The 23,248-nt window shown below is 61.1% G+C and carries 21 protein-coding genes and 1 pseudogene; 15 read left to right on the top strand and 7 right to left on the bottom strand.

Annotated features, from left to right (window positions below; translation table 11 throughout):
- Positions 1 to 7 precede the first annotated feature (7 nt).
- Positions 8 to 829, bottom strand: a complete 822-nt coding sequence (locus ACFSYH_RS04725; RefSeq protein WP_377465445.1) for an ABC transporter ATP-binding protein — start codon at positions 827 to 829, stop codon at positions 8 to 10.
- Positions 830 to 1,098: 269 nt separating this feature from the next.
- The gene (locus ACFSYH_RS04720; protein WP_377465444.1) at positions 1,099 to 1,806 is read right to left on the bottom strand and encodes a response regulator; all 708 of its coding nucleotides are present in this window, start codon (positions 1,804 to 1,806) and stop codon (positions 1,099 to 1,101) included.
- 68 nt (positions 1,807 to 1,874) lie between these two features.
- Between ACFSYH_RS04720 and ACFSYH_RS04715 the strand changes: the two genes are divergently transcribed.
- On the top strand, positions 1,875 to 2,021 hold the full coding sequence (locus tag ACFSYH_RS04715) for a hypothetical protein (RefSeq protein ID WP_377465442.1): 147 nt from the start codon (positions 1,875 to 1,877) through the stop codon (positions 2,019 to 2,021).
- A 192-nt stretch (positions 2,022 to 2,213) separates the two neighbouring features.
- Here the strand turns inward: ACFSYH_RS04715 and ACFSYH_RS04710 are convergent, their stop codons facing one another.
- A complete protein-coding gene (locus tag ACFSYH_RS04710) occupies positions 2,214 to 3,461 on the bottom strand; it encodes a sensor histidine kinase (RefSeq protein ID WP_377465441.1) in 1,248 nt (415 codons plus the stop codon).
- A gap of 137 nt (positions 3,462 to 3,598) precedes the next feature.
- Here ACFSYH_RS04710 and ACFSYH_RS04705 point away from each other — a divergent pair, with 137 nt between their 5' ends.
- Both ACFSYH_RS04705 and ACFSYH_RS04700 read left to right on the top strand, forming a co-directional pair.
- On the top strand, positions 3,599 to 4,282 hold the full coding sequence (locus ACFSYH_RS04705; protein WP_377465439.1) for a response regulator transcription factor: 684 nt from the start codon (positions 3,599 to 3,601) through the stop codon (positions 4,280 to 4,282).
- Between the two features lie 76 nt (positions 4,283 to 4,358).
- Positions 4,359 to 5,672, top strand: coding sequence for an ATP-binding protein (locus tag ACFSYH_RS04700; protein ID WP_377465438.1), 1,314 nt, complete (start codon positions 4,359 to 4,361; stop codon positions 5,670 to 5,672).
- Between the two features lie 2 nt (positions 5,673 to 5,674).
- Here ACFSYH_RS04700 and ACFSYH_RS04695 read toward each other — a convergent pair whose 3' ends face one another.
- Positions 5,675 to 6,190, bottom strand: a complete 516-nt coding sequence (locus ACFSYH_RS04695; protein ID WP_377465436.1) for a GtrA family protein — start codon at positions 6,188 to 6,190, stop codon at positions 5,675 to 5,677.
- A gap of 65 nt (positions 6,191 to 6,255) precedes the next feature.
- On the opposite strand from ACFSYH_RS04695, the gene ACFSYH_RS04690 reads away from it, so the two are divergent.
- Positions 6,256 to 7,425, top strand: a complete 1,170-nt coding sequence (locus ACFSYH_RS04690; RefSeq protein WP_377465434.1) for a 5-(carboxyamino)imidazole ribonucleotide synthase — start codon at positions 6,256 to 6,258, stop codon at positions 7,423 to 7,425.
- A 199-nt stretch (positions 7,426 to 7,624) separates the two neighbouring features.
- Positions 7,625 to 8,149: a 5-(carboxyamino)imidazole ribonucleotide mutase gene (gene purE / locus ACFSYH_RS04685; RefSeq protein ID WP_377465433.1), complete on the top strand. Its 525-nt coding sequence runs from the start codon at positions 7,625 to 7,627 to the stop codon at positions 8,147 to 8,149.
- 148 nt (positions 8,150 to 8,297) lie between these two features.
- On the opposite strand, the gene ACFSYH_RS04680 is transcribed toward purE, so the two are convergent.
- Positions 8,298 to 9,845, bottom strand: coding sequence for an LCP family protein (locus ACFSYH_RS04680; protein WP_377465432.1), 1,548 nt, complete (start codon positions 9,843 to 9,845; stop codon positions 8,298 to 8,300).
- A 28-nt stretch (positions 9,846 to 9,873) separates the two neighbouring features.
- Positions 9,874 to 11,073 carry an LCP family protein gene (locus ACFSYH_RS04675; RefSeq protein WP_377465430.1) on the bottom strand — a complete coding sequence of 400 codons (1,200 nt, stop codon included), beginning with the start codon at positions 11,071 to 11,073 and terminating at the stop codon, positions 9,874 to 9,876.
- A gap of 203 nt (positions 11,074 to 11,276) precedes the next feature.
- Between ACFSYH_RS04675 and rfbB the strand changes: the two genes are divergently transcribed.
- On the top strand, positions 11,277 to 12,287 hold the full coding sequence (gene rfbB, locus ACFSYH_RS04670; protein WP_377465429.1) for a dTDP-glucose 4,6-dehydratase: 1,011 nt from the start codon (positions 11,277 to 11,279) through the stop codon (positions 12,285 to 12,287).
- 128 nt (positions 12,288 to 12,415) lie between these two features.
- Here the strand turns inward: rfbB and ACFSYH_RS04665 are convergent, their stop codons facing one another.
- The gene (locus tag ACFSYH_RS04665; protein WP_377465428.1) at positions 12,416 to 13,168 is read right to left on the bottom strand and encodes a TIGR03089 family protein; all 753 of its coding nucleotides are present in this window, start codon (positions 13,166 to 13,168) and stop codon (positions 12,416 to 12,418) included.
- A 316-nt stretch (positions 13,169 to 13,484) separates the two neighbouring features.
- Between ACFSYH_RS04665 and ACFSYH_RS04660 the strand changes: the two genes are divergently transcribed.
- The 9 genes and pseudogenes from ACFSYH_RS04660 to ACFSYH_RS04620 all read left to right on the top strand — a co-directional run bounded on the left by ACFSYH_RS04660 (position 13,485) and on the right by ACFSYH_RS04620 (position 23,245).
- Complete coding sequence (locus ACFSYH_RS04660; RefSeq protein WP_377465425.1) at positions 13,485 to 13,820, top strand: WhiB family transcriptional regulator; 336 nt, start codon at positions 13,485 to 13,487, stop codon at positions 13,818 to 13,820.
- Positions 13,821 to 14,266: 446 nt separating this feature from the next.
- The gene (locus ACFSYH_RS04655; protein WP_377465424.1) at positions 14,267 to 17,785 is read left to right on the top strand and encodes a glycosyltransferase; all 3,519 of its coding nucleotides are present in this window, start codon (positions 14,267 to 14,269) and stop codon (positions 17,783 to 17,785) included.
- Positions 17,782 to 19,764, top strand: coding sequence for a DUF5719 family protein (locus ACFSYH_RS04650; RefSeq protein WP_377465423.1), 1,983 nt, complete (start codon positions 17,782 to 17,784; stop codon positions 19,762 to 19,764). Before ACFSYH_RS04655 ends, ACFSYH_RS04650 begins: the two co-directional genes overlap by 4 nt.
- Positions 19,765 to 19,912: 148 nt before the next feature.
- Positions 19,913 to 20,350, top strand: a complete 438-nt coding sequence (locus tag ACFSYH_RS04645; protein ID WP_377465421.1) for a helix-turn-helix domain-containing protein — start codon at positions 19,913 to 19,915, stop codon at positions 20,348 to 20,350.
- Between the two features lie 53 nt (positions 20,351 to 20,403).
- A complete protein-coding gene (locus tag ACFSYH_RS04640) occupies positions 20,404 to 20,976 on the top strand; it encodes a PIN domain-containing protein (protein ID WP_377465420.1) in 573 nt (190 codons plus the stop codon).
- 281 nt (positions 20,977 to 21,257) lie between these two features.
- Positions 21,258 to 21,674, top strand: a complete 417-nt coding sequence (locus ACFSYH_RS04635; RefSeq protein WP_377465419.1) for a metallopeptidase family protein — start codon at positions 21,258 to 21,260, stop codon at positions 21,672 to 21,674.
- A 174-nt stretch (positions 21,675 to 21,848) separates the two neighbouring features.
- Positions 21,849 to 22,040 (top strand): annotated as a pseudogene (locus ACFSYH_RS04630) (DUF3499 domain-containing protein); the annotation flags it as partial.
- A gap of 560 nt (positions 22,041 to 22,600) precedes the next feature.
- Positions 22,601 to 22,903: a nucleotidyltransferase family protein gene (locus ACFSYH_RS04625; RefSeq protein ID WP_377465418.1), complete on the top strand. Its 303-nt coding sequence runs from the start codon at positions 22,601 to 22,603 to the stop codon at positions 22,901 to 22,903.
- Positions 22,904 to 22,984: 81 nt separating this feature from the next.
- Positions 22,985 to 23,245, top strand: coding sequence for a HepT-like ribonuclease domain-containing protein (locus ACFSYH_RS04620; protein ID WP_377465417.1), 261 nt, complete (start codon positions 22,985 to 22,987; stop codon positions 23,243 to 23,245).
- Positions 23,246 to 23,248 lie beyond the last annotated feature (3 nt).

Raw genomic sequence — 23,248 nt, 5'->3', positions numbered from 1 at the left:
TGAAATGTCAGGCCGTCTCGGTGGATCGTGGGTCAATGGTGGCATCGAAGTTGCGCAGGGCGTCAAGGCCTGCGAGCACAGCTTCAGGGGTTGGACTGTCGATGTGACCGGCGATCTTGCCGTCAGCGAGCAGTACCACGCGGTCCGCGTACGATGCAGCCGTTGGATCGTGGGTGACCATGATGATGGTGCGTCCAAGTTCACGCACGGACTGGCGCAGGAAGGACAGAACCTCAGCACCCGAACGTGAGTCGAGGTTACCGGTGGGCTCGTCTGCGAACACCACGTCCGGTTTGGTGATCAGGGCACGAGCGATTGCCACGCGCTGCTGCTGACCGCCCGACATCTCGGAGGGACGGTGGTTCAACCGTTCCGAGATGCCCAGCGTGGTGGCCAGGCGTGTCAGCCAGTCACGGTCGTCCTTGTTGATCTTCTTGCCCGCCAAGGTCAGTGGGAGCAGGATGTTCTGCTCGGCCGTGAACATCGGCAGCAGGTTGAAGGACTGAAACACGAATCCCACGTTGTTGCGACGCAACTGGGTCAACTGGTCATCGGTCATTGCCGTGACGTCCTGGCGACCGATGAACGCCGTGCCCGAGGTCGCGGTGTCGAGCCCTGCAAGCAGGTGCATCAGCGTGGACTTACCCGAACCGGAGGGGCCCATGATTGCGGTGAAGTGTCCCTGGGCGAAGTCGATGTCTACACTGTCGAGTGCCCGGACAGTCGAGGCGCCGTGGCCGTAGTGCTTGGACAGGCTACGTGCTGACACCGCGATTGGCGCGGCAGACACGTTGGGGGCCTGGTTGTACCCGGTTGCGGGGATAGTCATGAGGTCTCCTGAAGCGTATGGAACGTTGGGTTGCTCAAACAGCGAGCAACGATAACTCCACTCTATGAACATCCGCTTCAGGGGCGCGTCGTGCGCAGGGATGGAAAGTGATTGCCCTTTTGTCCGTCCTGTTGACTACGTGGGCGGGTGCTCGCGTCATCCTGAGGGATGACTTGTGCAACGAGTCACCTAGGGGAGCCTCGCACAAGGCCCCTGGTGCTGCTGGGTAGGACGGGGCGATGGGCCTGGCAGTCCATACCGGAACCGCGCTACTCGCCTGGGGTCACCAGGCCGTTCTCATAGGCCGTGACGACGATCTGGACGCGGTCGCGGGCATCGAGTTTGTGCAGGATCCTGCCCACGTGGGTTTTGACGGTTGCCTCGGCGACGAACAGTTCCTGAGCGATCTCCGTGTTGCTCATGCCCCTGGCGATCAGCAGGATCACGTCCCTCTCGCGGTCGGTGAGCTGCGCGAGTTTCTCGGCCTGCGGGCTCGGAGTCCTGTCGTCCGCCTGCTGCGGGGTGATCAGGTGTTCGAGGAGACGTTTGGTCGTGGATGGCGCAATGACCGCATCCCCGGAGTGCACCACACGGATCGCGTTGAGCATCTCTTCGGGTGGCGCGTCCTTGAGTAGGAAGCCGGAGGCCCCGGCACGGATGGCCTCGAGAGCGTATTCGTCGATGTCGAATGTGGTGAGGATGATGATCTTCGGCGAGGACTCTGAGCGGTTCTTCTCCCAGTGCTCGGTGAGTTTGGCGGTCACGGCCAGTCCGTCCGTGCCTGGCATGCGGATGTCCATGAGCACAATGTCTACGTCTGAGTCGTGCAACTCATCCCACGCCGTGTCGCCGTCGCCTGCCTCCACGACAACCTCGAGGTCCGGCTGCGAGTCAATCACCATCTTGAAACCCGCGCGAAGAAGTTGCTGGTCATCAATGATTGCAACGCGGATGGGGGACGAGATTTCGGCGGTCATTGTTTTCCTAGGGGTTAGGTGTCACAGCGTGCAGGTCTGGTTCCATTATCCACGCCGAGGAGCGGCGGGTGTTCTCCCGCCGCACATTGTTGCTGATTGGCGACGAGCCTGCCGCGCTCACGGCGATCTGCCCACCTTCCAGCGCACTCTCGCTGCCGCGCAGCACACTGCGCGTGGCGAGGCTGGGTGGTGGGCTGGTGCTGGAGCTCATCTGATCGTCGCCAATTTACCCAGATACGGTGCCGTACGCAGGCAACATGGTGATTTTCCGGTAACAATACGCAAGAAAAACAACCTTAATTCCGGAAAACACCATACGGGTCATCAGTCCAGCAGGCTCTCGACCGTTGAGAGTACTCGTTTGCGTGCTTTTCAAGAGACCAGAATGGTGCGAGTGGGGGACTGACTCATACGGGAGCGGGCGGTTCCTCATCCGGGACCTCGGGCAGAGGCAGTTCCAATTCGACGCGATACCCGCCACCGGGCTTCGGGCCAGCCTTGACATTGCCGCCAAACAGGGCCGCACGCTCCTTCATGCCAAGCAAACCCATACCCTGACCGTCGCTCGCGGCAGCGGACGCAGCACCACGGCCGTCGTCCTCCACCTCAAGACGCAGGCTAGACTTGCCCCACGCCAAGACGATCGTGACCGTCGGATCGGGGCCGGCATGCTTCAAGATATTGGTCAGCGACTCCTGGCAGATGCGATACAACGTCAGCCCAGCCCCGGGCGGAAGCGCGCGAGGGGTGCCCATGCGCACGAGCGACACTCGGACACCGGAACTACGTACCTGATCAACCAGAGATTCAATGTCCCCGGAAGCCGGCTGGGGAGCGAGCGTGTCAATGTCCTCCTCGGACACGTCGTTCCGCAACACCCCGAGCAATCTGCGCATATCCGCAAGGGCCGCGCGACCAGTGTCCGCGATCGTGCTCAGAGCCTTCTCCGCGAACTCGGGCGAGGCCTTCGCCGCATACCGACCACCATCGGCCTGAGCGATCATCACGGACAGGGAATGGGCCACAATGTCATGCATCTCCCGAGCGATACGGGCACGTTCCGCAGCCGCCCCAAGCTGAACCTGCTGTTCCCGTTCGATCTCAAGCATGCGATTCTTGTCGCGCAGCGTTTGCATCGACCAGATTCGAGCGCGGCGCATGTTCGCAAACGCCCACACGGTAAGGAACAGCAATCCAAGGGTAAAGGTTATGAAAAGCGCAGGTGCGAGCTTGCCGCCAGCCTCCCGAGCGACCAGGTACCCAAACAGAGCCGTCCCGGCGAATGACGAGATGAGGGCAACCCTGCTTGCCCAGCGCGGTCCATAAATCGTGACCGAGTAGAGCGCCACGAGAACCATCAGGTCAGCGGGCATGATCGCGGAAGGGCCGATCAGCATGTGTACGAGAGCAGCCGAGTACACGAGGACCGCGGAACGAACCGGCTGCGTGCGCCGCCAAACCAGAGGAAAGATCAGCAATGCCGCGAACACGGCGGACCACAGCCCGGAGATATCCAGGCCGAAGAACCATTCCATGTTCTGATGTGTCACGAGCACAAATGGACATACGACCAGCGCCACCAGGCTCGCGAGTACCTGATCAAGGCGTGCGGCATTCTCCTCGGACCACAGCCCGAATCGCTCGAAGACGTTCATAGACACAAGATTACGGTGATCGCAGGTGATAGAGCGTCACACGTGAGGATGGTTTCAACTCAAGGTCATCAAACTCACGGATGGTTTTAGGTATTAAAGGGAGTCTAAATTCCGATTCATGACCTAATATAGCCACTATGACCCAAGTACTTTTGGCTGAAGACGACCCGGCGATTGCTGAGCCGCTCGCTCGCGCATTGACGCGCGAGGGCTACAACGTCAATGTCCAGGGAACAGGACAGGGTGCCATTGATAACGCATCCGCTGCTGACCTTGTTGTGCTCGACCTTGGACTTCCTGACATGGACGGTTTGGAGGTTGCGCGAGCAATCCGGCAAAAGGGCCTGACCACCCCGGTGTTGGTGCTGACCGCACGCGCCGACGAGGTGGACCTTGTGGTGGGTCTCGATGCCGGAGCAGATGACTATGTGACCAAGCCATTTCGGCTGGCGGAGTTGCTTGCCCGTGTCCGCGCGTTGCTTCGGCGCACGCACGGCGACCCAACCGAGGCCGAGGAAATCACCGCGCAGGATGTTCGTGTGGACGTTGCAGCACACCGCGCGTTCCAAGCTGGCCGTGAACTGCATCTGACCACCAAGGAATTCGAGTTGCTGCGCGTGCTGATTGCTTCTGCGGGTTCGGTGGTAAACCGCGATTCGCTGATGCGCGAAGTGTGGGGTTCCGAGCCGATCGGTTCGACCAAGACCTTGGACATGCACGTGTCGTGGCTACGTCGCAAGCTCGACGATGACGCGAACAACCCGCGGTACATCACCACGGTTCGCGGTCTGGGTTTCCGGTTCGAAGCCGGAAGCAACTGATCTTCGCGGCGGGGACCGGTTCCATGCGAACCGGTCCCCGCTTTGTCATATCTGTACGGCCTAGAGGACGGTTCTTGTGCGCCGCAAATTGATCATCGCTACCGTGTCGGCTGTGGCCGTAGCGGTTATTCTGCTCGGCTTTCCACTCGCCTTCTTCGGCGGCTACTACGTGTTCAACAACGAGCAGCGGGCCATCGTGGACAGGGCGGCGTCTCTGGAACGATCTGTCGACAACCGCATTGCCAGCGGCACGGGACTGGAACAGTCGATCCTTGACCGGGTTGCGGCAGGTGGGGATCGTCCCGCCGCGCATGTCCGGGTTGTCATGCCCGATGGTCAGATGGGCAGCGCCGGCGAACCCATCGACGGTCGTACATTGTCTGCAGTCAGATGGTCAGCCTCGAACGCGATGGTGACCGTGGAGGTGTCCTACTGGGAGGTTGCGGCCCGGTCCTATCAGGTGGTCATGCTGGTAGTCGCTGCAGCGTTCGTTGCGTTCGGCGCAGGAATCTCCGTGGCTGTGTGGCAGGCAAACAGGTTGTCGGCGCCGCTCGTGTATCTTGCCGCGTCAGCGGAGCAGTTGGGTTCGGGGCAGGTGCGCCCGCATGTCGAGGAATCGGGGGTCGAGGAGATTGACCTGGTTGCCGACGAGTTGGCTCGTTCCGCTGATCGACTTGCGTTGCGTATTGCCGCCGAACGCCAGTTCGCCTCGGACGCCTCGCACCAGTTACGCACGCCGTTGACCGCCTTGATGATGCGCATCGAGGAGATCTCGATGCTGTCGGATGACAAGCCGGAGGTGCAGGAGGAGGCTCGAATCTCGCTTGAGCAGATCGAGCGCCTGGTGTCCACCGTGGACGATCTGCTTGCTCGTTCTCGCCGCGCCGAGGGTGGAACGACTGAGGCCGTCAACCTCGACGAGGTCCTGCAGCAGCAGGAAGAGGAATGGGAAACTGTCTTTGCCAAGGCTGGGCGCAAGTTGCGGGTTGATGCGAGCGAATCTCTCGCAGTGCTCGCAACGCCGGGTTCTCTTGCTCAGGTACTTGCCACACTGATTGAGAACTCCCTCAAGCATGGTGACGGGGAGACCGTGGTGTCCGCGAAGTTGCACGGTCCACGCGGCGGTGTCGTGGTCCAGGTGTCTGATGAGGGAGCTGGGGTCCCCGAGGAACTCGTTCCGCGTATCTTTGAGCGTGGCGTGACCTCGGGTAAGGGGACTGGCCTTGGACTGCCGTTGGCGCGAGACCTCGCAGCGGCGGATGGCGCGCGCCTTGAACTGTCCCGTCCGCGTCCAGCTCAGTTCACGCTGTACCTGACGGGCGTTCCACGCACCCTGGACGCAAATGCGGTGTTGCCGCACGGAAACGTGGTCAAGGTACACAAGCGGTAGCGTTAGAGGTGGGTTGAGCGCGGGTCTAGTGGCGGCTTGTCGCCCGTGAACACGAGGTACTTGTACGCCAGGTAGCGGAAGATCATGCCCAACACCAGCCCAATCACGTTGGCTGAGATATTGTCCGCGAGTGGGGAATCGAACCCCAAGACGTAGCGGGAGATCCACAGGCACAGCACCGCGATAGCCATTCCGCCGATGTTGACCACCACGAATCCCACAAACTCGCGGACCTTGGTGCGCGTGCGCTGATCGGCGAAGGTCCACAGTCGGTTTCCGATCCACGTGACGATCATCGCGACGGCAACCGAAAGGATCTTGGCGGTGACAGGCTTGCCTGCGAGCACGGCGAATGGGCCGTGCTGCAACAGATTGAACAGGCCAATGTCAACGATGAACCCGGTGCCACCTACGATCCCAAACTTGAGTAGCTCCACGAACCGTGCAGCGAGCCGCGCGCTGATGGAGAGGCGCTGTGGGGCGAGCTCCTGAGTGCTTGAGCTCTGCGATGTAGTCACCATCAAAGGGTATCGCGATGGACACGAGTTTAGGCAGCGGAGCTATTCGACTACCCTTAGACACCGTGGCTACTCCTATTGTTTCGGTAATTGGCGGCGGACAACTTGCGCGGATGATGGCTCCTCCCGCGGCAGAGTTGGGCGTGACTCTTCGGGTCTTGGTTGAGAGTGACGGTTCAAGTGCGGCTCAGGTCGTTGTGGACTCACCGGTTGGGAAAGCGAGCGATACTGAAACGATTAAGTCGCTCGTGACCGGTGCAAACGTGTTGACGTTTGAGCACGAGCACGTGCCCGGAGATTTCCTGCGCGAACTGATCTCCCAGGGCGTGTCAGTTCAGCCCCACCCTGATGCACTGCTCCAAGCGCAGGACAAGATCATCATGCGCGAGCGTCTCACCGACATGGGGTTGCCCTGCCCGGCGTGGCGCGCCCTTGACCGCGACACTGCAACAGCCACGACCCAGCTCCACGAGTTCATTGCCCAGCACGGCCCGGATGTCGTGGTGAAGACCTCCCGGGGAGGTTACGACGGCAAGGGTGTTCGCGTCGTGTCGTCTCCGGAGGAAGTCAACGACTGGTTTGACGGCGTGGAGGCCGGCGGCCCAGCGTTGCTCGTGGAGGAGAAGGTTCCGTTCTCGCGTGAATTGGCTGTTCTCGTCGCGCGTCGTCCCGCAGGCGATGCGGTGACGTGGCCCGTGGTCGAGTCGATCCAGGAGAACGGCGTGTGCGCGCAGGTTATCGCTCCCGCGCCGAATCTTACGCAGGACGAAGCGGATCGTGCCCGCGAGGTGGCGCTTAAAGTCGCTCATGGACTGGACGTGACCGGCGTCCTTGCCGTCGAGATGTTCGAGACCAGATCGGACTCCGGTGAAACCAACATCTTCATCAACGAACTCGCGATGCGGCCGCACAACTCCGGCCACTGGACCATCACCGGCTCCGTGACCAGTCAGTTCGAGCAGCATCTTCGGGCGGTTCTCGACCTGCCACTCGGCGACACCGCGCCGCTCGCACCGTGGACCGTCATGGCTAACATTCTCGGATCCAATCGTGAAACCCTCACCGATGCGCTGCCGCAGGTGCTGGCTCAGTACCCGAACGCTAAGGTGAACCTGTACGGCAAGGAACCGCGTCCCGGACGCAAGCTTGGACACGTCAACGTCAGCGGCAGTGACCTCGAGCAGGTTCTCGCGGCCGCCCGTGGCGCGGCCGCGCTCGTACGCGACCAAGACTAGACCTGCCACACGCCTTCACCGCGAGTGGGAAAATCCCACCTGCGCGCTCGCGAGTGGGGTTCTTCCACTCGTGGCGGACGGGGCGCGGACTGCCTGCGCGGAAACCCGGCCATTTACGGGCCGCCGCCGAGAGATTGACTGATCGTATCGTCGGACATCAGAAACCAGAAGTCGGACATCAGCAACCAACAGGAGAGACATGTCAGGAAAAGCGCCGGTTGTCGGCATTGTGATGGGCTCGGATTCCGACTGGAACGTCATGGAGGAGGCCGCGAAGGCACTCACGGAATTCGGAGTCGCCGTTGAGGTGGACGTTGTGTCGGCGCACCGGATGCCGGTCGAGATGATCGAGTACGGCCGCACCGCCCACGAACGCGGCATCCGCGTGATCATCGCCGGTGCCGGTGGGGCCGCCCACCTACCGGGCATGCTCGCAGCTGTGACGCCGCTTCCTGTGATCGGTGTGCCGGTTCCGCTCAAGTACCTCGACGGCATGGATTCGCTGCTCTCCATCGTGCAGATGCCAGCAGGCGTCCCGGTCGCGACGGTGTCGATCGGTGGGGCACGTAACGCCGGATTGCTTGCCGCGCGGATTCTGGCGTCCGGCCTTGACGACGAGTCTGCTGCGCTCCGCGAGAAGATGCTCGCCTTCCAGCAGCAGTTGGCCGAGGTCGCGCACGCCAAGGGCGAGCGCCTGCGCGCGGCCTACGAGCAAGGGGACTGAACGCTTTTCAGACCGCTATCCACCCAGAATTCGACGAAACCACCCGCACATAACGGGTGGTTTCGTCGTAAAACGGGTGGGCAACGTGTTGGGCCCAAGACCCAAGATGTGGGAGTTCAGGGGTTCCGAGCGTGAATATGGCGCGGGCCTAGTCGCGCAGACTGTTGTATTCGCCTGGTTCGAGCGTGCCCGCAGCGACATCCTTGAAGAACTGTTCCGTACCAGCCTCGTCGAGTTGCACGGCCGAACCGACACCGCCCGGGCGATAGTTGAGCGAAACGATCGGCGGGGTTCCTGTGACGCCACCATCGGAGTTGGCCTTGCGGAAGGCGAGGGCCATCTTGCCGAGGTCGACGAATCCGGTTCCCTCGCTGACCACGAGCGCACCGGTTCCCGCGTCCACGAGCTTGCGCTGCGTGTTCGGGTTGATCAGGTCGCCGGGGGACTGAAGCTTCTTGGCCACTGCTGAGACGACCTGGCGCTGACGTTCGGCACGCCCAATGTCACCGAGTGGATCCTTTTTACGCATACGAGCGAAAGCCAGGGCAGTCTCTCCGTCTGCCTCGTGGCAGCCTTCCTCCCAGTCAAGTTTGCTCTCCTTGTCCTTCACGGAGTAGTCGAGGCAGAGCTCAACGCCGCCAACGGCATCGACAATCCCCTCAACCCCACTGAAGCCAATCTCAACGTAGTGGTCGACGGTCAGGTTGGTGAGGTTCTCAACGGTTTCAACGAGCAGTGGAGCACCGCCGAAGGAGAAGGCCGCGTTGATCTTGTTTGAGTTGTGTCCGGGGATGGGCACGTAAATGTCGCGCGGCAATGAAATCAGGGCGTTTGGCCCGGACTCGGGCACGTGCAGCAGCATGATCGTGTCGGCGCGTGCTCCCTGGATGTGGGAGTCGCTGTCCTCGCCGCGCGAGTCGGAGCCTGCGATCAGGTAGGTGGTGCCACCCGTGTTGGACGCGCCAGACAGTGCGTCGACATGGTTGAGTTTGGAGTTGGCCCACATGAGGAGCCCGATCGGCCAGGCAATCATCGCCGCCAGAAGTAGGAGTGCCACGGTCGTGAAGATGCGCTTCTTGCGCTTCTTCCTGGTTGGTACCGAGGGTGTGGTGCCGTGGGGCCGTCCTGGTCCACCAGATCTGGAACCACTCGAAGAACGTGGGCCACTCGGCGCGTGGACGGGGGCAACCCCAAGCGTCGCTGACTGACTGGAACCGTTGCCTCGGGGCGTATAGGCAGGGGCGGCTTCAGGGCTGCCTGAGGCCTGGAGTGGGGTGCCACTGACGCGGCGTGGAGTCCCGGTCACTGACCGGGAAGGCATCTCGCGGCTGTTCTTCGGGGCGAAGGACTGCGGCAGGACCGATGTGCCCTGTGGCCCTGACGGTTCTGCACCTGGTGCCGAAGGCGGGTGCGAGGAGGCGGAGACACGGGAAACAGAGGGTGGGGGAGAAACCGCTGCAGGCGTCTCGCCGGTGTTTCCCCGGCGGATCTTCACGATCTTCTGTGAGTCGGTTATCGTGGGTGGCTCATCGCTGGGCCTGGGTGCACGAGCCTGTTGAGGTCCTGTCTCAGGTGAACCAACCTCGATTGCACGGGTGCGCTGCGGTCGGCCTGGACGCCCGGAAGAGGGCGTGAAACTCGGTGGAGGAAGCGATCCTCCACCTTGCCTGCTCTGCGGGTCGTTGTGGCTAGCCATGAGTCAAACCAATCGGTAGGGATGATGCTTATGGTGTGGTGGACTCGGACGGTTCGGTGCTCACGCACTCGTCGGGTTCGGTGCCGTCTTCGGCATCATCTGTCGGTTCGCACTCGGTTGTCTCGTCTGGCTCATCCTCGATGGGATCGTCCACCTTGAGACGTTCCCAGTAGTCATTCGCCGCGTCAAGCCAGACCACTCGGTTCTTGTCAGTGGGGTCCTCACCGACCGGGGTTGAATAGAACTTGACGTTGTCCTGGCTGATGCTCTTGAGCGACCAGGCCAGGGCGATGATGTCATCCGCGCCAAGTTCGCTGTCCACGGTCAGGGATTCGAGCGATGCGGTCACGAAACTCGTGAGTTTGTTGATGTCTGTGAGCAGGTTCTTGGACAGGGCTGTCTGCAACGTTGCCTCGAGGACTGCCTGCTGGCGTTCGATTCGCTTGAGGTCGGAGCCGATGTTCAGGCCCCACCCGGACCCGGTGCGGGCGCGGACGAGTTGCAGGGCGGTCTCGCCGTCAAGGGTCTGCTCGCCAGCGGAGAGCTTGAGGTTGCCAGCCTTCTTGGAGGTGACGTCCTCGGGGATGTCGATGTCGACGCCGCCCAGGGCATTGACCATGCCCACGAAGCCCTCAAAGTTCACGATGACCGTGTGATCGATGATGAGCCCGGTGTTCCATTGCACGGTTTCCACGGTGCAGGCGGCGGCGAACACGTAGTCGCCGCCGTAGTCCCATCCGCGTGCGAAGGCGTTGTTGAACATGCCGCGCTGCTGGGCGGGCACGGTCTTGCCCTCGCCGACCTGGCAGGCGGGGAGGTACACCATGGAGTCACGGGGGATCGAGACCACCTCGACGCGGGAGCGGTCGGAGGAGACGTGCACGATCATGGTGGTGTCTGAGCGTTCACCGCCGACGTGGTCTCCAACGAGGTCGGCTCCGGCCCCAGCACGGGAGTCTGTGCCCATGACCAGGATGTTCAGGGATTCGCCAGCGCGTGGATCTTTGGGGATCTGAGGGGTCGACACGTACTTCTTGGTGTCGATCTGCGTCAGCGAGGAGTTAACGCGCCACTGGATTGCGAAAGCGACCGAACCGCCGAATCCCAGAACCGCCACGAGAGCGAGGGAGATGATACGTGCGAGGCGCGGCCCATGGTGCGTGCGCGCGTGCGCGGGGGACGAACGTACGAATTCGACGCTTTTGCGGCTGGTCTTCTTTTTGGTCACGGTATTAAATCCTAGAATGAACATGCGGTATTTGCCCGCATAGGTAGGGGGAAAGCCGTGTAAATCTTGTGTATACGGCTCTTGCGTCGCCCATTTTGTGGGGTTTGACGCAGAAAAAGGTCCTTTAGTCGTATCGGTCGTGCACAGACCCTACGTGAGCGACCTGTGTGTGAAACGTATGTGTAGAACCCTTCGGAGGAATCGTGCGGCTCTTGGTAACCGGTGGGGCTGGCTTCATTGGCACTAACTTTGTGCGGTGGGTCCGGCAGTTCCAACCTGAGGTCGTCATCACGGTTCTGGATGCGTACACATACGCCGCGCAGGGCAGGAACCTCGAGGTTGACGGCTGGTTGACTGATCAGGGCGGCTCGGTGCGCGTGGTGCGCGGCGATATCCGGGATGCCGAACTGGTGCACGATCTTGTGCGCGTGCACGATGCGGTGGTGCACTTCGCGGCCGAATCCCACAATGATCTGTCTCTTGACCGTCCGCTGGAGTTCGTCGACGTGAACGTGCGTGGCACCGGTGTTCTGCTTGAGGCGGTGCGCGCTCACAGCGTTCGCTTCCACCACGTCTCGACCGATGAGGTGTTTGGCGATCTCACGCTGAACGATCCCCCGTTCACTCGGCTCAGCCCGTATCGTCCGTCGAGCCCCTATTCGTCGTCGAAGGCGTCTGCGGATCACTTGGTGCGCGCCTGGGTGAGGTCTTACGGCGTGAACGCGACGATCTCGATCTGCTCCAATAACTACGGCCCGTTCCAGCATGTGGAGAAGTTCATTCCCCGCCAGATCACCGAACTGCTTGAGGGGCGCCCGCCGCGCATCTATGGCTCGGGCCGCAATGTGCGCGACTGGATTCACGTGGATGACCACTCGGCTGGCGTGTGGGCAGCGCTGACGGGCGGTGCGATGGGGCAGACCTATCTGTTGGGCGCGCGCAGCGAGTTCAGCAACCTCGAGGTTGTCCACACCCTGCTTGATATTTTTGGGCGCCCGCGCACCGATCTGCTTCAGGTCGCGGATCGGGCTGGGCACGATCTGCGGTACGCGATCGATCCGTCTGACACTGAGGGCGAACTTGGGTGGCGGGCAACATCGCGCCTGATTTACGACGAGTTGGAGCGTCTCGTGCATTGGTACGACTCCCAGCAGGGCTGGTGGATGCCGCTGAAGCAGGCGACCGAGGGCCGTTATCTGGCCCGCGGTCAGTGATGAGCCTCAACCGCCGAACTCGCAAATTCCTCAGCGTTTTGAGAGTTACCGAATGTGCACTCTCAAACACTGAGAGTGCACATTCGGTAACTCTCAGCGAGGGATGAGTGCTGAGAGTGCCCCAAACATCAGGGGATGTCGATGACCGTGGTGATCTTCTCGGACTCGATGATGCGCTGCAGACGAGCCGAGTCGTCGGCAATCTCGCCCGTCATCTCAGGACCAAACAGAACGACCGAACCACCATGGCTCCACACGCCCACGGCGTGTTGCAACACGCTGACACGTGACTCAACCGAGTCCGAGGCAACCCGCAGCAGAGTGCGATCACCGGTGTCCTCGGTTGCGGAACGCACCCAGTCAGGCAACTGCGCGTACGTGATGTGCCCGTCCGTGGTTGTGACCGCACACTGGGATACATCGGTGGGCGGAACGAATCCGAGCGAATCGCCATACGTCATGACCGCCCCCGCAGCGTCCACTGCACCCGGTGGAAGTTCACCCGGATAACGGCGGGCAAGGGCAGCAAGCGTCACCACGATGAGTTCGCGGGCGTCGCTGAACGTGTCGGGCGTGTCGGTGATGATCACGTCGGGTTCGCGGGTCGGTTCAAGGGTCAGGCGGCCACCTGCGCGCAACACGGCCAGCGACCAGGTCAGCAAACGCCAGTGCGGTGGCAGATCAACGAGAAGCGTGCGGCCAGGCTCGCAGTCGAACTCCTCGCACAGCAGATTCGTGGTCTTGTTCACCCAGTTGCCAAGGACTGCCCCCGATAATTCGATGCGCTCAAAGTCGCCTCCGTACCAGGTGAGTCGCGGATGGCCGGGGTCCTGAAGCATCGAGGAGAGCGTGGCCTGCAAGAAATTAGCGCCTGAAGTCATGTTTTTCAGTGTAAAGGGTTAAAGTCTCACCAGTTGATGTCGATGACCATGATGGAAATGTGGTACACGTCCCACGCAACACAGTAGTCTGCGTCACATTAGTGAAATTTATGTGAGATGAACGCTCACATCTCAAGGCGTCGAGACGATTGTGCAGGTGGATGCCGAGGAGCCGATGTGCGAAGGATCGAGGATTTCACCCGCTATTCCGGGGCGAATACCACATTCCGGCTTGACTAGCGAAGATGACACGCGTGTAATTTTGCGTATGGTTGTTTCGAGACAGCCAATAGCAACAGCAGTGGAGGATGACAGTATGTGGAACCTGCTCAACGCTGACGGACCATTTCCGAGCGATGCCAATCGAGCATCGGAGTCAGCGCGCGCGGTCCCATCAGTCTTGTCGCTCATCGGTGGCGGCGAAGACGAATCGATCCTCGGCTGGCAGGAACGCGCACTTTGCGCACAAACCGACCCAGAGGCCTTCTTCCCGGAAAAGGGCGGCTCCACTCGTGAAGCCAAGAAGGTCTGCGTCGCGTGCGAAGTTCGTGCTGAATGCCTCGAATACGCTCTGGCCAATGATGAGCGGTTCGGAATCTGGGGAGGCCTCTCGGAACGTGAGCGTCGCAAGCTCAAGCGCCGGGCAGTCTAACGATTTTTTGGGGGAGTACCCGTTTGGGGTGCATGTTAGGTACTTGCACGCCTGCGTAGTTCACGCAGCGTGGATGTGCGCATTAAACACGACTTACGGTAGGCGGTCGGCTCTTAGGGGCAGGCCGCCTACTGTCTTTGGCAGATCTTGTCGCTCCCGCGGGTTAGGGAGGAACGACTGCTTAAGTCGATGGGCGCATTTTCGTCCGGGTGCGTGGGTTTTGTGTGGGTATCCGGTCTCTTTTTAGCCCATCGCTGCGAGCGGGGAGGAAGGGATGGCGGCGCACCGTGGGTGAAGCACCCGATTCCAAGGTTGGTGGGGCAGTATTGATGAGGCCATGCTTTGGCCGCCCAAGTTGGAGCGTCTTTGCGGTTTCCCTAGGTTAGTCGAACCCCTCAGGTACGTACTCTCCAACCAGACACAGCACATCGCAGGAAGGTACAGCGTTGGCCACGCACACCGAACACGAAAACACCCGAACACTGGCACCCCAGGTGCTCGGGGTTGTCGTATCCGTTGGGCGGACGCCCTACCTGCCTGGCGTGCTCAGGTCGATTGCCGAGCAGGAGGTCGCACCACACAGAGTCGCCCTCGTGGATGTCAGCGCGCGTGGAGACATTGAGGTCTTGGACGTAGCAGTGCTCAACGAGGCTGGGATAGACGTGCAGATAGTGCACGCCCCGCGTGCCCGCACGTTCGGTTCTGCGGTCTCAACCGGACTGAACTCGATAGATCTGCACGAGCAGTGGCTGTGGCTCCTGCACGATGATGCCGTTGCACACCCCGGTGCCCTCGCCGCCCAGCTCAAGCCCGTCGAACACACCTCAAGCCTCTCGATTGTCGGGGCCAAACAGCGCAAGCTCGGTGAGGGCAAGGAACTCATCAACGTCGGCTACTCCACCTCCCGAGCCGGCACCTGGTTCACCGGGATCGAAAGCCAGGAATTCGACCAAGGGCAACACGACTCCCGCGACGACGTGTATGCGGTATCGCTCAACGGGGCACTCGTGTCATCCGCGGCCTGGCTCGAACTCAAGGGCACCGAGCCCGCCTTCGGCAAATACGGCGACTCCCTCGACTTCTGCCGTCGTGCGCGGCTCGCTGGGCACCGCATCATCATCGAGGCGCAGGCTGTTGTCGAACACGCGCAAGCGGACTACATGAACATCCGGGAGCACGAGGAACTGACCCAAACCCCACGGCCAACGGTGCTCGATGAGGAGCCTGCGGCGAGATCGTTTTGGGCGCGCCTGACCAGTTCGATGCTCTTTGGCGCAACCAACTACTCGATTGTTCTCTTCCCCCTCATCCTCATCGCGGCGATTGTTGTCGCACCGCTGCGTATGCTGTACCGGTTGCTCACCAAGGCTCCGCGCCTCGCCGTGCAGGAACTGCTTGCACCGTTCTGGCTTGCCGCGAAACTCCCGGCCGTCATCCGGTTGCGGTCCAAGATCGTGCGAACCAAGAAGGTGTCGGCCGAGGTGCTCGTACCACTCATGGCCTCAACCGCTGAGATCAGGAACGCCCGCCGCAACCGACGCCTCGCACGTACTGCTCTGCGCAAGCGGCTCTACGGCCCGAGCGATCTCGATCGCCGCGAGTTCCGCGCACTGGCACGCAAACGCATTGCAGTGCTCGGGATCGTCACCTTCATCATGGTTGCCGCGACCCTGTACGCGCTGCATGACCTCATGGGGGCTGTGACCGGAGACGACCGACTCGTGGGCGGTGCGATGCTCCCCGCGCAGGGTGGTTGGCCGGAGCTGTGGCAGCACTGGAGCAGCGGTTGGATTCGCGATGGTCTCGGCGCCTCTGCACCGTCCGACCCACTGCTTGCAACCCTCGCACCGGTTATGGTGCTCACGTTAGGCAACATGCAGCTTGCCGCGAATCTCGTGATGATCGGGGCACTGCTTGCCAGCGCGATGGGTGCCTGGTTCGCCGCAGGAGCGATCTCCCGCTCGGTGACTGCCCGCGCCTGGACCGCGCTCATCTGGGCTGCGGCCCCAACCATGCTCTTCGCCCTTGAACAAGGACGCATGGGAGCGGTCGTCGCCCACTCCGCGTTGCCCTGGCTTGCCCTCACCGTCATGCGAGGACTGGGCCTCAACAAGCGCGATGCCCGTGGGGCGCTGAGGTTCCGCCACGAACAACGTCAAGAAGAACAACTCGTCGCCGCCGGTGTCGTCGCCGAAACCCCCGCCACGCAGCCGCGCCGTTCGCTGGCTGCCATCGGTGGGGCAGCTCTCATCTTTGCGGTCATTGTCGCGGCGGTTCCCGTACTGCTGCTGCCAGGACTCATCGTCTTCGGACTCGCGGGCCTCTTCGGTCGAGCCCGTGCCCTGCTGTTCGTGCCCATCCCAGCGCTCGCAGTCCTTGGACCGGTGCTGTTCCGTGGCTTTGTGAACCGTGAGGTCGGTGGCTGGCGAGTGTTGTTTGCCGATCCAGGCGCCGCCTTTGCCTATGAACCGTCCCTGCCGTGGCAGCGCCTGCTCGGTGTGCCATCAGCGGTGATGGACGTGTCACTCGACAGCGGGCTGGCGCAGGCGGTGACAGCGATCCAGCCATATGTACTGGGTGGGGCACTGCTGATCGGAGCGCTGGTGTCTCTTGCGCGCCGTGGCCCGCGTGCGGGGCAGATCCGTCTGGCCTGGTGGATCGCACTACTGGGGCTTGTGACCTCGCTTGCAAGCTCCGTAATCGTGGTCGCCTCCGGTGAGAGTGGAGCCATCACCGGATGGTCCGGCTCCGGGGTATCGCTCATGACGTTCGGTTTGCTTGCCGCCTGTCTCCTGGCTTCCGACGAGGTGGCGGCGGCAGCCCTGACCCGTTCGTTTGGTTGGAGGCAGGTATCGCTTGGCCTTGCAACGCTCGCTGTCTTCGTGCTGCCCGTCGGGACGCTCGCGGTGTGGGGCAACGACCGCGACATCGCCCACGAGTCGACGAGCGGTGCTGCGGCACCGGCATCGAACCTCAAGGCAATTGACCGTGCACTCGTGCCCGCCGTGGCCCAGCAGATGCAGACCTCCGGGCGCCAAGCTCGCGTGCTCGGCATCCAGCCATCGGGGGTTGGCCGGATCTCCTATCAGCTCATGCACGGTGACGGGACGCAGCTCATGGAAACGTCCACCGTCGTGGACGTCGCCTACCTGACCGGGCGTCCCGACGACATCGCCGGGTTGGTTGCACACCTTGCGCGCGGACTTGAGCAGGAGGGGCACAGCGCCTCCGCGTACCAACTCGCGTCCATGGGCATCGGTGCGGTGCTCGTGCCGCCGGGAGACAGCGACGAGTACGCGCAACTGATCGCGCGTCTCGACACCGTTGCAGGACTGCAACGCATTACCGAGAACGAGACCGGAACCGTCTGGCGCGTTGATCCACGCGTGCTCGAAGCCGAACGTGCCTACGGCGAGGTCTCCTCCGTGAGCGCACGCAACGCCATCGCGCAGGAACGCGCCGCGAGCCAGGCAGTCGAATCGGAACCAGGTCCAGACGGCTCTACACCGGCCAACCCAACCGCCGACGAAGGCGAGGGAACAACGTCAGGTGAGGGATCGTCGCCAATCGAACTCGAGACCACCACCGTGGTGATCGCAGGCGAACCAGCCTGGGCGACCACCTACGTGCGGGGCGAGGACGGGGCGTTGCGCGACCCGGAGACGTTGTCTGCCGGACGGCTCGCCGTCCGCACCCGAATCGAGGCGGGCGCTGAGCGCACCATCGTGCTCGCTGAGAATGCTGCACCAGGTTGGAGCGCAACCCTTGGTGGACGAACCCTCACCAGTGCACAGGTCAACGGCATGCAGGCATTCGTCATTCCCGAGGGCGAGGGCGGACAACTGAAGATCGCATACGAACGGTCATCGCGTATCGCGTGGCTCGTGCTGCAAAGCGTTGTGCTCGTGGCGTTCGGTGCGCTCGCGATTCCCGTACGACGGAGGGGAACCCAGAGATGGGCGTGAAAACCAGCGAACAGATCGCACACACTGACAAGAGATCGACACGTTTCCTTCGTGCACTGTCCGGACTGACCGCCGTCGCGTGTGTCGGGACACTGGGCGTGTTCGGCACACACGGATTCGTCGACAACGCTGGAGCACGTGCCACCGGTACCGGGATAACCGTTGCAGCACCAGCGGTATCGCTCGTGTGCCCGCAGGGTTTCGCGGCCGATGGATCGGTTCAGGGCAACTCAGGGGTCGGAGTCGACGGAATCGACGACCAGCCAGTCACCATCGCTCACAACTTTGCCGCGGCCCTGATCGGTGGGGAGGGAAGCGTTGGCTATGGGCAACTTCCGGTTCCGCGGGTGAGCGATGCGGACGCGGACAATGAACTGAACTCAGGGTCAGTCGGGGCTGGTGTGACCACTCCTCCCGCACCACAAACCCCTGGACCAGGTGGGGCACTGGTGGCCAGCGAAGCCACCAATAGCCGTGCCGCAATCACCCGGATCTCGGAATCGACCGGTGCGCTTTACGCCACAACTGCCGATAGAGCGGTGTGGGACCCCGTTGGCGGGACGTTGACTGCGGCCTCGTTCCTTGAAAGCCAAAGCGGTGGCGACCAACGCGGAATCGCCGCAGCCTCCTGTGGTGCGGCTGCGAGCGAGCACTGGCTCGTTGGCGGATCGACCTCGGTCGGTAACTCGAGCATGCTGGTCATCCAAAACCCATCCTTGACGCCCGCCACAGTGACCATCACTCTGTGGGGTCCCTCCGGTCGCGTGGAACTCGCAGGGTCAGACACCTATATCGTGCCCGGTGGAGCGCAGGTGTCTGCGTTGCTTGAGGCTGTGGCACCCGAACAACGACGCATGGCAGTGCACGTCCAGGCCCAAGGCGCACTCGTCACCGCATATCTTCAGCAGGGGCAGTTGGACGGGATCACGCCCGGTGGTATCGACTACGTGACGGGATCTGCTGCTCCATCGCGGGTTCAGAGCATCACCGGAATTCAAACGTCGGGCGTTGGGGTCGAATCCGACGATGCCTCATTCGTCCGGCTTGTGGTTCCCGACTTCAGCGAACCCGTGAACCTTGCGGAACAGAGCGAGGAAGACGCCGCATCGGTGGACTCTGAAGTCATTGGCTCAGCGCGCCTCTATCTGCTTGGCCCTGACGGCAACATCGTCCTGTTCGGGGCCGAAGAGATCGAACTGGTCGCCGGCAGCGTTCAAGACGTCGAACTCGGTGGGGTTCCTGCGGGAGTGTACTCGGTGATCGTTGAGGCGGATGTTCCACTGCTTGCCGGTGCGGCGTCGGTGTTGCGTGGCTCCGAGTCCCCCGATCAACCACTGCTCGGTACGCCGAAGGACATTGCCTGGGTGAGTTCCACGCCTGCGTTGTCCAACCCGGAGTACACGGTCGCGGAACGCTTCGCTGCGCTTGAACTCGGCCAAGATCAGTTCGCAGGGGAGTTGGAGCAATCTTCTGGGTCTGGTGCGGTCGCCATTCCAGCAGGAGTGAGGGGAACGGTGTCCATCCTCGGTGTACCCAAGGTTGAAGGTGTCGAGGCACTTGGCGCTGTGCTGACGGACATCCCGCTTGTGTACTCAGCGTTGGAGAGCGAAGCCTCTGGTCTCGATGCGCCGGAGAACCAAGGTGAGTCCACTGACGAGGAACTCTCAGAGGAATCAGCGGCACGGCTTGAACGCTGGGTGCCGAACATCTCAGCCACGGTTGTCGGATACGGCACGAATGGCCAGGTGGTCGGTACCCGTGATGTGCTCCTTGCACCTGGACAGTCAACCACCGTGGATCTTTCCGACTTTGGGAACGTGGCTGCCGTCGCGGTCATCGAGGGGGAAGACTCTCACGTCAACTGGTCTGTTGCTCTGAACTCACCTGGATTGTCGGGAGCGGTGAGCCACCTGGCACCGGTCGCGGTGGGGCAAGAACCGACCGACATGTGGGTGGCAAGGACTCAGCAACTCCAATAAACGTTAAATCCCGAATAAAACTATTGCCACCAACTTTCCGTGGTGGTTACACTTGTAAGTGCAAGTTGCACTTACAAGTGTAACCACCACGGTGTTGGTGCGAAGCAATAGTTGCACTATTGCTTCGGTGAATTAGGCGGAGGAAGAGATGGCAGCGGCCATGACAGTTGGTAGTCAAATTAGTGTTGATGGTGACACGCTAACTGACGCGAGAGAGACCCTTAAAGCTACGCCGGTTGGACGCGGGCGTTTCGTGTTTCTTGACGAGCAATCGAATGTTGTGGAGTTACCCGACTCTGTGCAGAGATTGTTGGGTTCCACCCTGCAAACTTTGGCCCGGGAAGGCAGTGTCCGGATAAATTCGATTCCTAGCGAACTTTCCTCCACAACTGCGGCAAGGATTATTGGAATCTCCCGCCCTACTCTCATGAAGTGGGTGTCCGAAGGGCGAGTGCCAGCGTTCAAGGTGGGGAGCCATACCCGATTCAATCGCGACGATGTGATGGCTTTCTGCCATGCCAGAAGTCAAGCACAGCGTGTAGCTTTTGAAACCATGCGTCAGGACGACGAGGAGTTCGACATCTGAGAAATAGATGGCAGATTGCACTGTTTTTGCAGATCAGCACATAGGATGTACTGATGAAGCAGCGCATATTTGTTGATGCCAACATTTTAGTGTCGAAGACCTTGCGTGATTGGCTTTTTCTCCTGCGTGACGCTTGCCCGGGAATGTTCCAGACTCACACCTCGGAAGATGTGTTGATTGAGGTCGCAAAAGCATGGCGAGAGAGGCGCCCTACGCTGTCTGGACAGAAACTACAGGGTTTTCTTGGCCACTTGAGGGTTGTCCTTGACGAGGTCATCACTGACTTCGATGAGGATGTCTCGTTCACGGGCCGCGATCCGAAGGATTATCACGTCTATGCAGCGGCAGTGAAGACGCGCGCAGATATGTTGCTAACAAACAATCATCCCTCCGATTTTGCGGATGACAGTGCTGCACTTGAGATCATCACCGCCGATGAGTTATTCCTGCTCATCGCATCTAGTTCCCCTGAAGCGCTTCATCAGGTCATAGTCGAACAGGCTAGGTATTGGGCAGACCGCAATGGAAAACCTCTAGACCAAGCGTTGAGAGATGCACATTGTCCAAGGTTCGCAGTGAAAGTGCACGAGGCTTTGTGTCGTGCTGCACTTCGAGGCGATTACTAGACACTGCCAGTGTTAGCTCCGGGTGCGCGGACTCGGTAGCTACAATAGCCCCGCCAGCCGGCTGCGTGTTCTAGGCTTGGGGTATGGCGTTTTCCTCGTCTCCCGACGTTCCGGGCAGTGGTCCACACCGGCCAAGCACCCCTCCACCGATCCGTGATGATGGCACTACAGGCCGTGGGATTGATCGGCCGGCTTTCCGTGCACCGCGGAGTTTCCGGGACAGCCTATCCGCAACTTCAGTAAGCCCAGCAGACTTCGCCGAGGTCATGGCGCGGTCAGGCATGACTGTCACTCGAACGAGACGGGATCGCCGTGGCCGCGGTATCCGTGGCCTGAAGTATCCGCCGTTTCATCCGTCGTATCGCACGCGCAAGGAACTCTTCGACGAGGCCGTCGTCACCTACGTGGCTCGTCTTGAGATGACGTGGGGTAGAGAACTACGTGGAACCGAGTTCGCGGTGGAAGAGGTGCCACCCTCGGATCCTTCGCCATGGGAGCGTGGCGGGATCACGCTGGGCCGTTACTTCCCCGCTGTTAGCGGACAAGCGAGCAGAATCGTGATCTATCGTCGTCCAGTCGAAGCTCGCGCTGAGGGGCGTGAGGAACTTGCGGCGATCATCAGGGACGTCATCGTGGACAATATCGCGTTCATGTTGAGTAAGGCTCCGCACGAGATCGATGGTGACTATCAGTCATAGCTCAACCCCTCCCACCCCGCCGTGCTGGAAAGTAAGCCGGGGACAATCGGGACGGCTCGTCGCCAATGAAAATGTGGCTGTCAGGCCACATAAACCGCATTATGGGACAGGCTTCACAGGCTCGCACGGCGTGTGGTGCGGAACCTTGTGAAGATTCGGAGTACATTTTTGGCTGTGAGTTCCTTCCGTCAATGTTCCCGCACCGCCTGCGCGCGCGAGGCCGTAGCGACTTTGACCTACGTGTACTCGGATTCGACGGCGGTTCTCGGCCCACTTGCGGTGGCCGCCGAGCCGCACAGTTATGACCTGTGCCAGGCGCACGCAAGCCGCCTGACTGCGCCGCGTGGCTGGGAGGTCGTGCGGGTTGCGGTTCCGGGAGATGCGATTCAGGGGATTTACGACGATCCGGCGGGTTCCGCTTCCACCTCCACTGGGTCCGTGCCCGGGTTGAATGACACACTCACGCGTCGCCAACTTGCGGAAGTACGAGCCAAAGAGCAGGAGATGCTCGATCAGGGCGCTCCCGCACTCGATGAGTTCGAGCAGCGGAAACTTGAGATCTCGAAGCCTCTGACTGAGCCAGACGACGACTGGGCGGCGATTGCCGACGTCGTTCGCCACGACGACCCTGCTGCCCCGGTTGGAGCGACTGTCGGCGTTACGGCAGCCTCTCCCGTGGGCGCCGCGGGTGTGGGGGCTGGTGTTGGGTATCTCGCTGGCAAACGCTCGGCGGGCACTGCGGTCCCAGAGGGATTCATTCCACCTGAGAGTCTGGCGCGTCCGCGTCATGCCGCTGATCCTGAGCCGGTGCAAAAGGGTGAGGTGGCGCGCCGCGGTCATTTACGGATGCTGCGCGACGATTCCTGAGTCTGCTGGATAGGTGTCTGACTCTGTGTTCGTATGCGTAATCCGGGTAGAATTTAGTCATGCCCGTTGCAATCGAAATGGACCGTGACCGTCTCGCTGACGCGTGCGTCCGTCATGGTGTGAGGACACTAAAAGTGTTTGGTGCGAGCGTTGCCGGAGATTTCGATCCTGAGCACAGTGATGTGGATTTTTTAGTGACTTTCCACGAGGTCGCGGATCTTGCGGAAGCCTACTTTGGGCTTAAGAGCGAACTAGAAGAAATCGTGGATCGTTCCGTTGACCTAGTTTTTGAGGACCACATCAGGAACCCATATTTTCTAGCGACAGTTATGGCTGGGAGTCTTGACCTGTATGCAGCGTGATGCCAGAAAATATATTTGGGATGCGAGAACAGCCGCAGAAGCTGCCGCTGGTTTTGCTGCTGATGCTAGCCGTGACTTTTTTTGCGAGATGATCTTTTGCAGGCGGGCGTTGAACGTAAATTGGAGATCGTGGGTGAGGCGTTAGGGAAACTGAGACGATTCTTCCCTGACCTCGCGGAAAACATTGCTGGACTGAATCAAGCTGTTGGTATGAGAAACGTGCTGGCACATGAATACGGGACTGTTAATCCCATAATGGTTTGGGACACAGTCCAGTTGCATGTGCCGGATCTTATTGTCGTTCTGATCGCGCTTGAGCGGGAACTTGAGGGCGGGCAGTAGGCA

This window comes from Populibacterium corticicola, assembly GCF_042683685.1.
In the GTDB taxonomy this organism is placed as follows: domain Bacteria; phylum Actinomycetota; class Actinomycetes; order Actinomycetales; family Cellulomonadaceae; genus Timonella; species Timonella corticicola.
The sequence above is the reverse complement of the archived record's forward strand: the minus strand, read 5'-3'. Positions and strand labels throughout refer to the sequence as shown.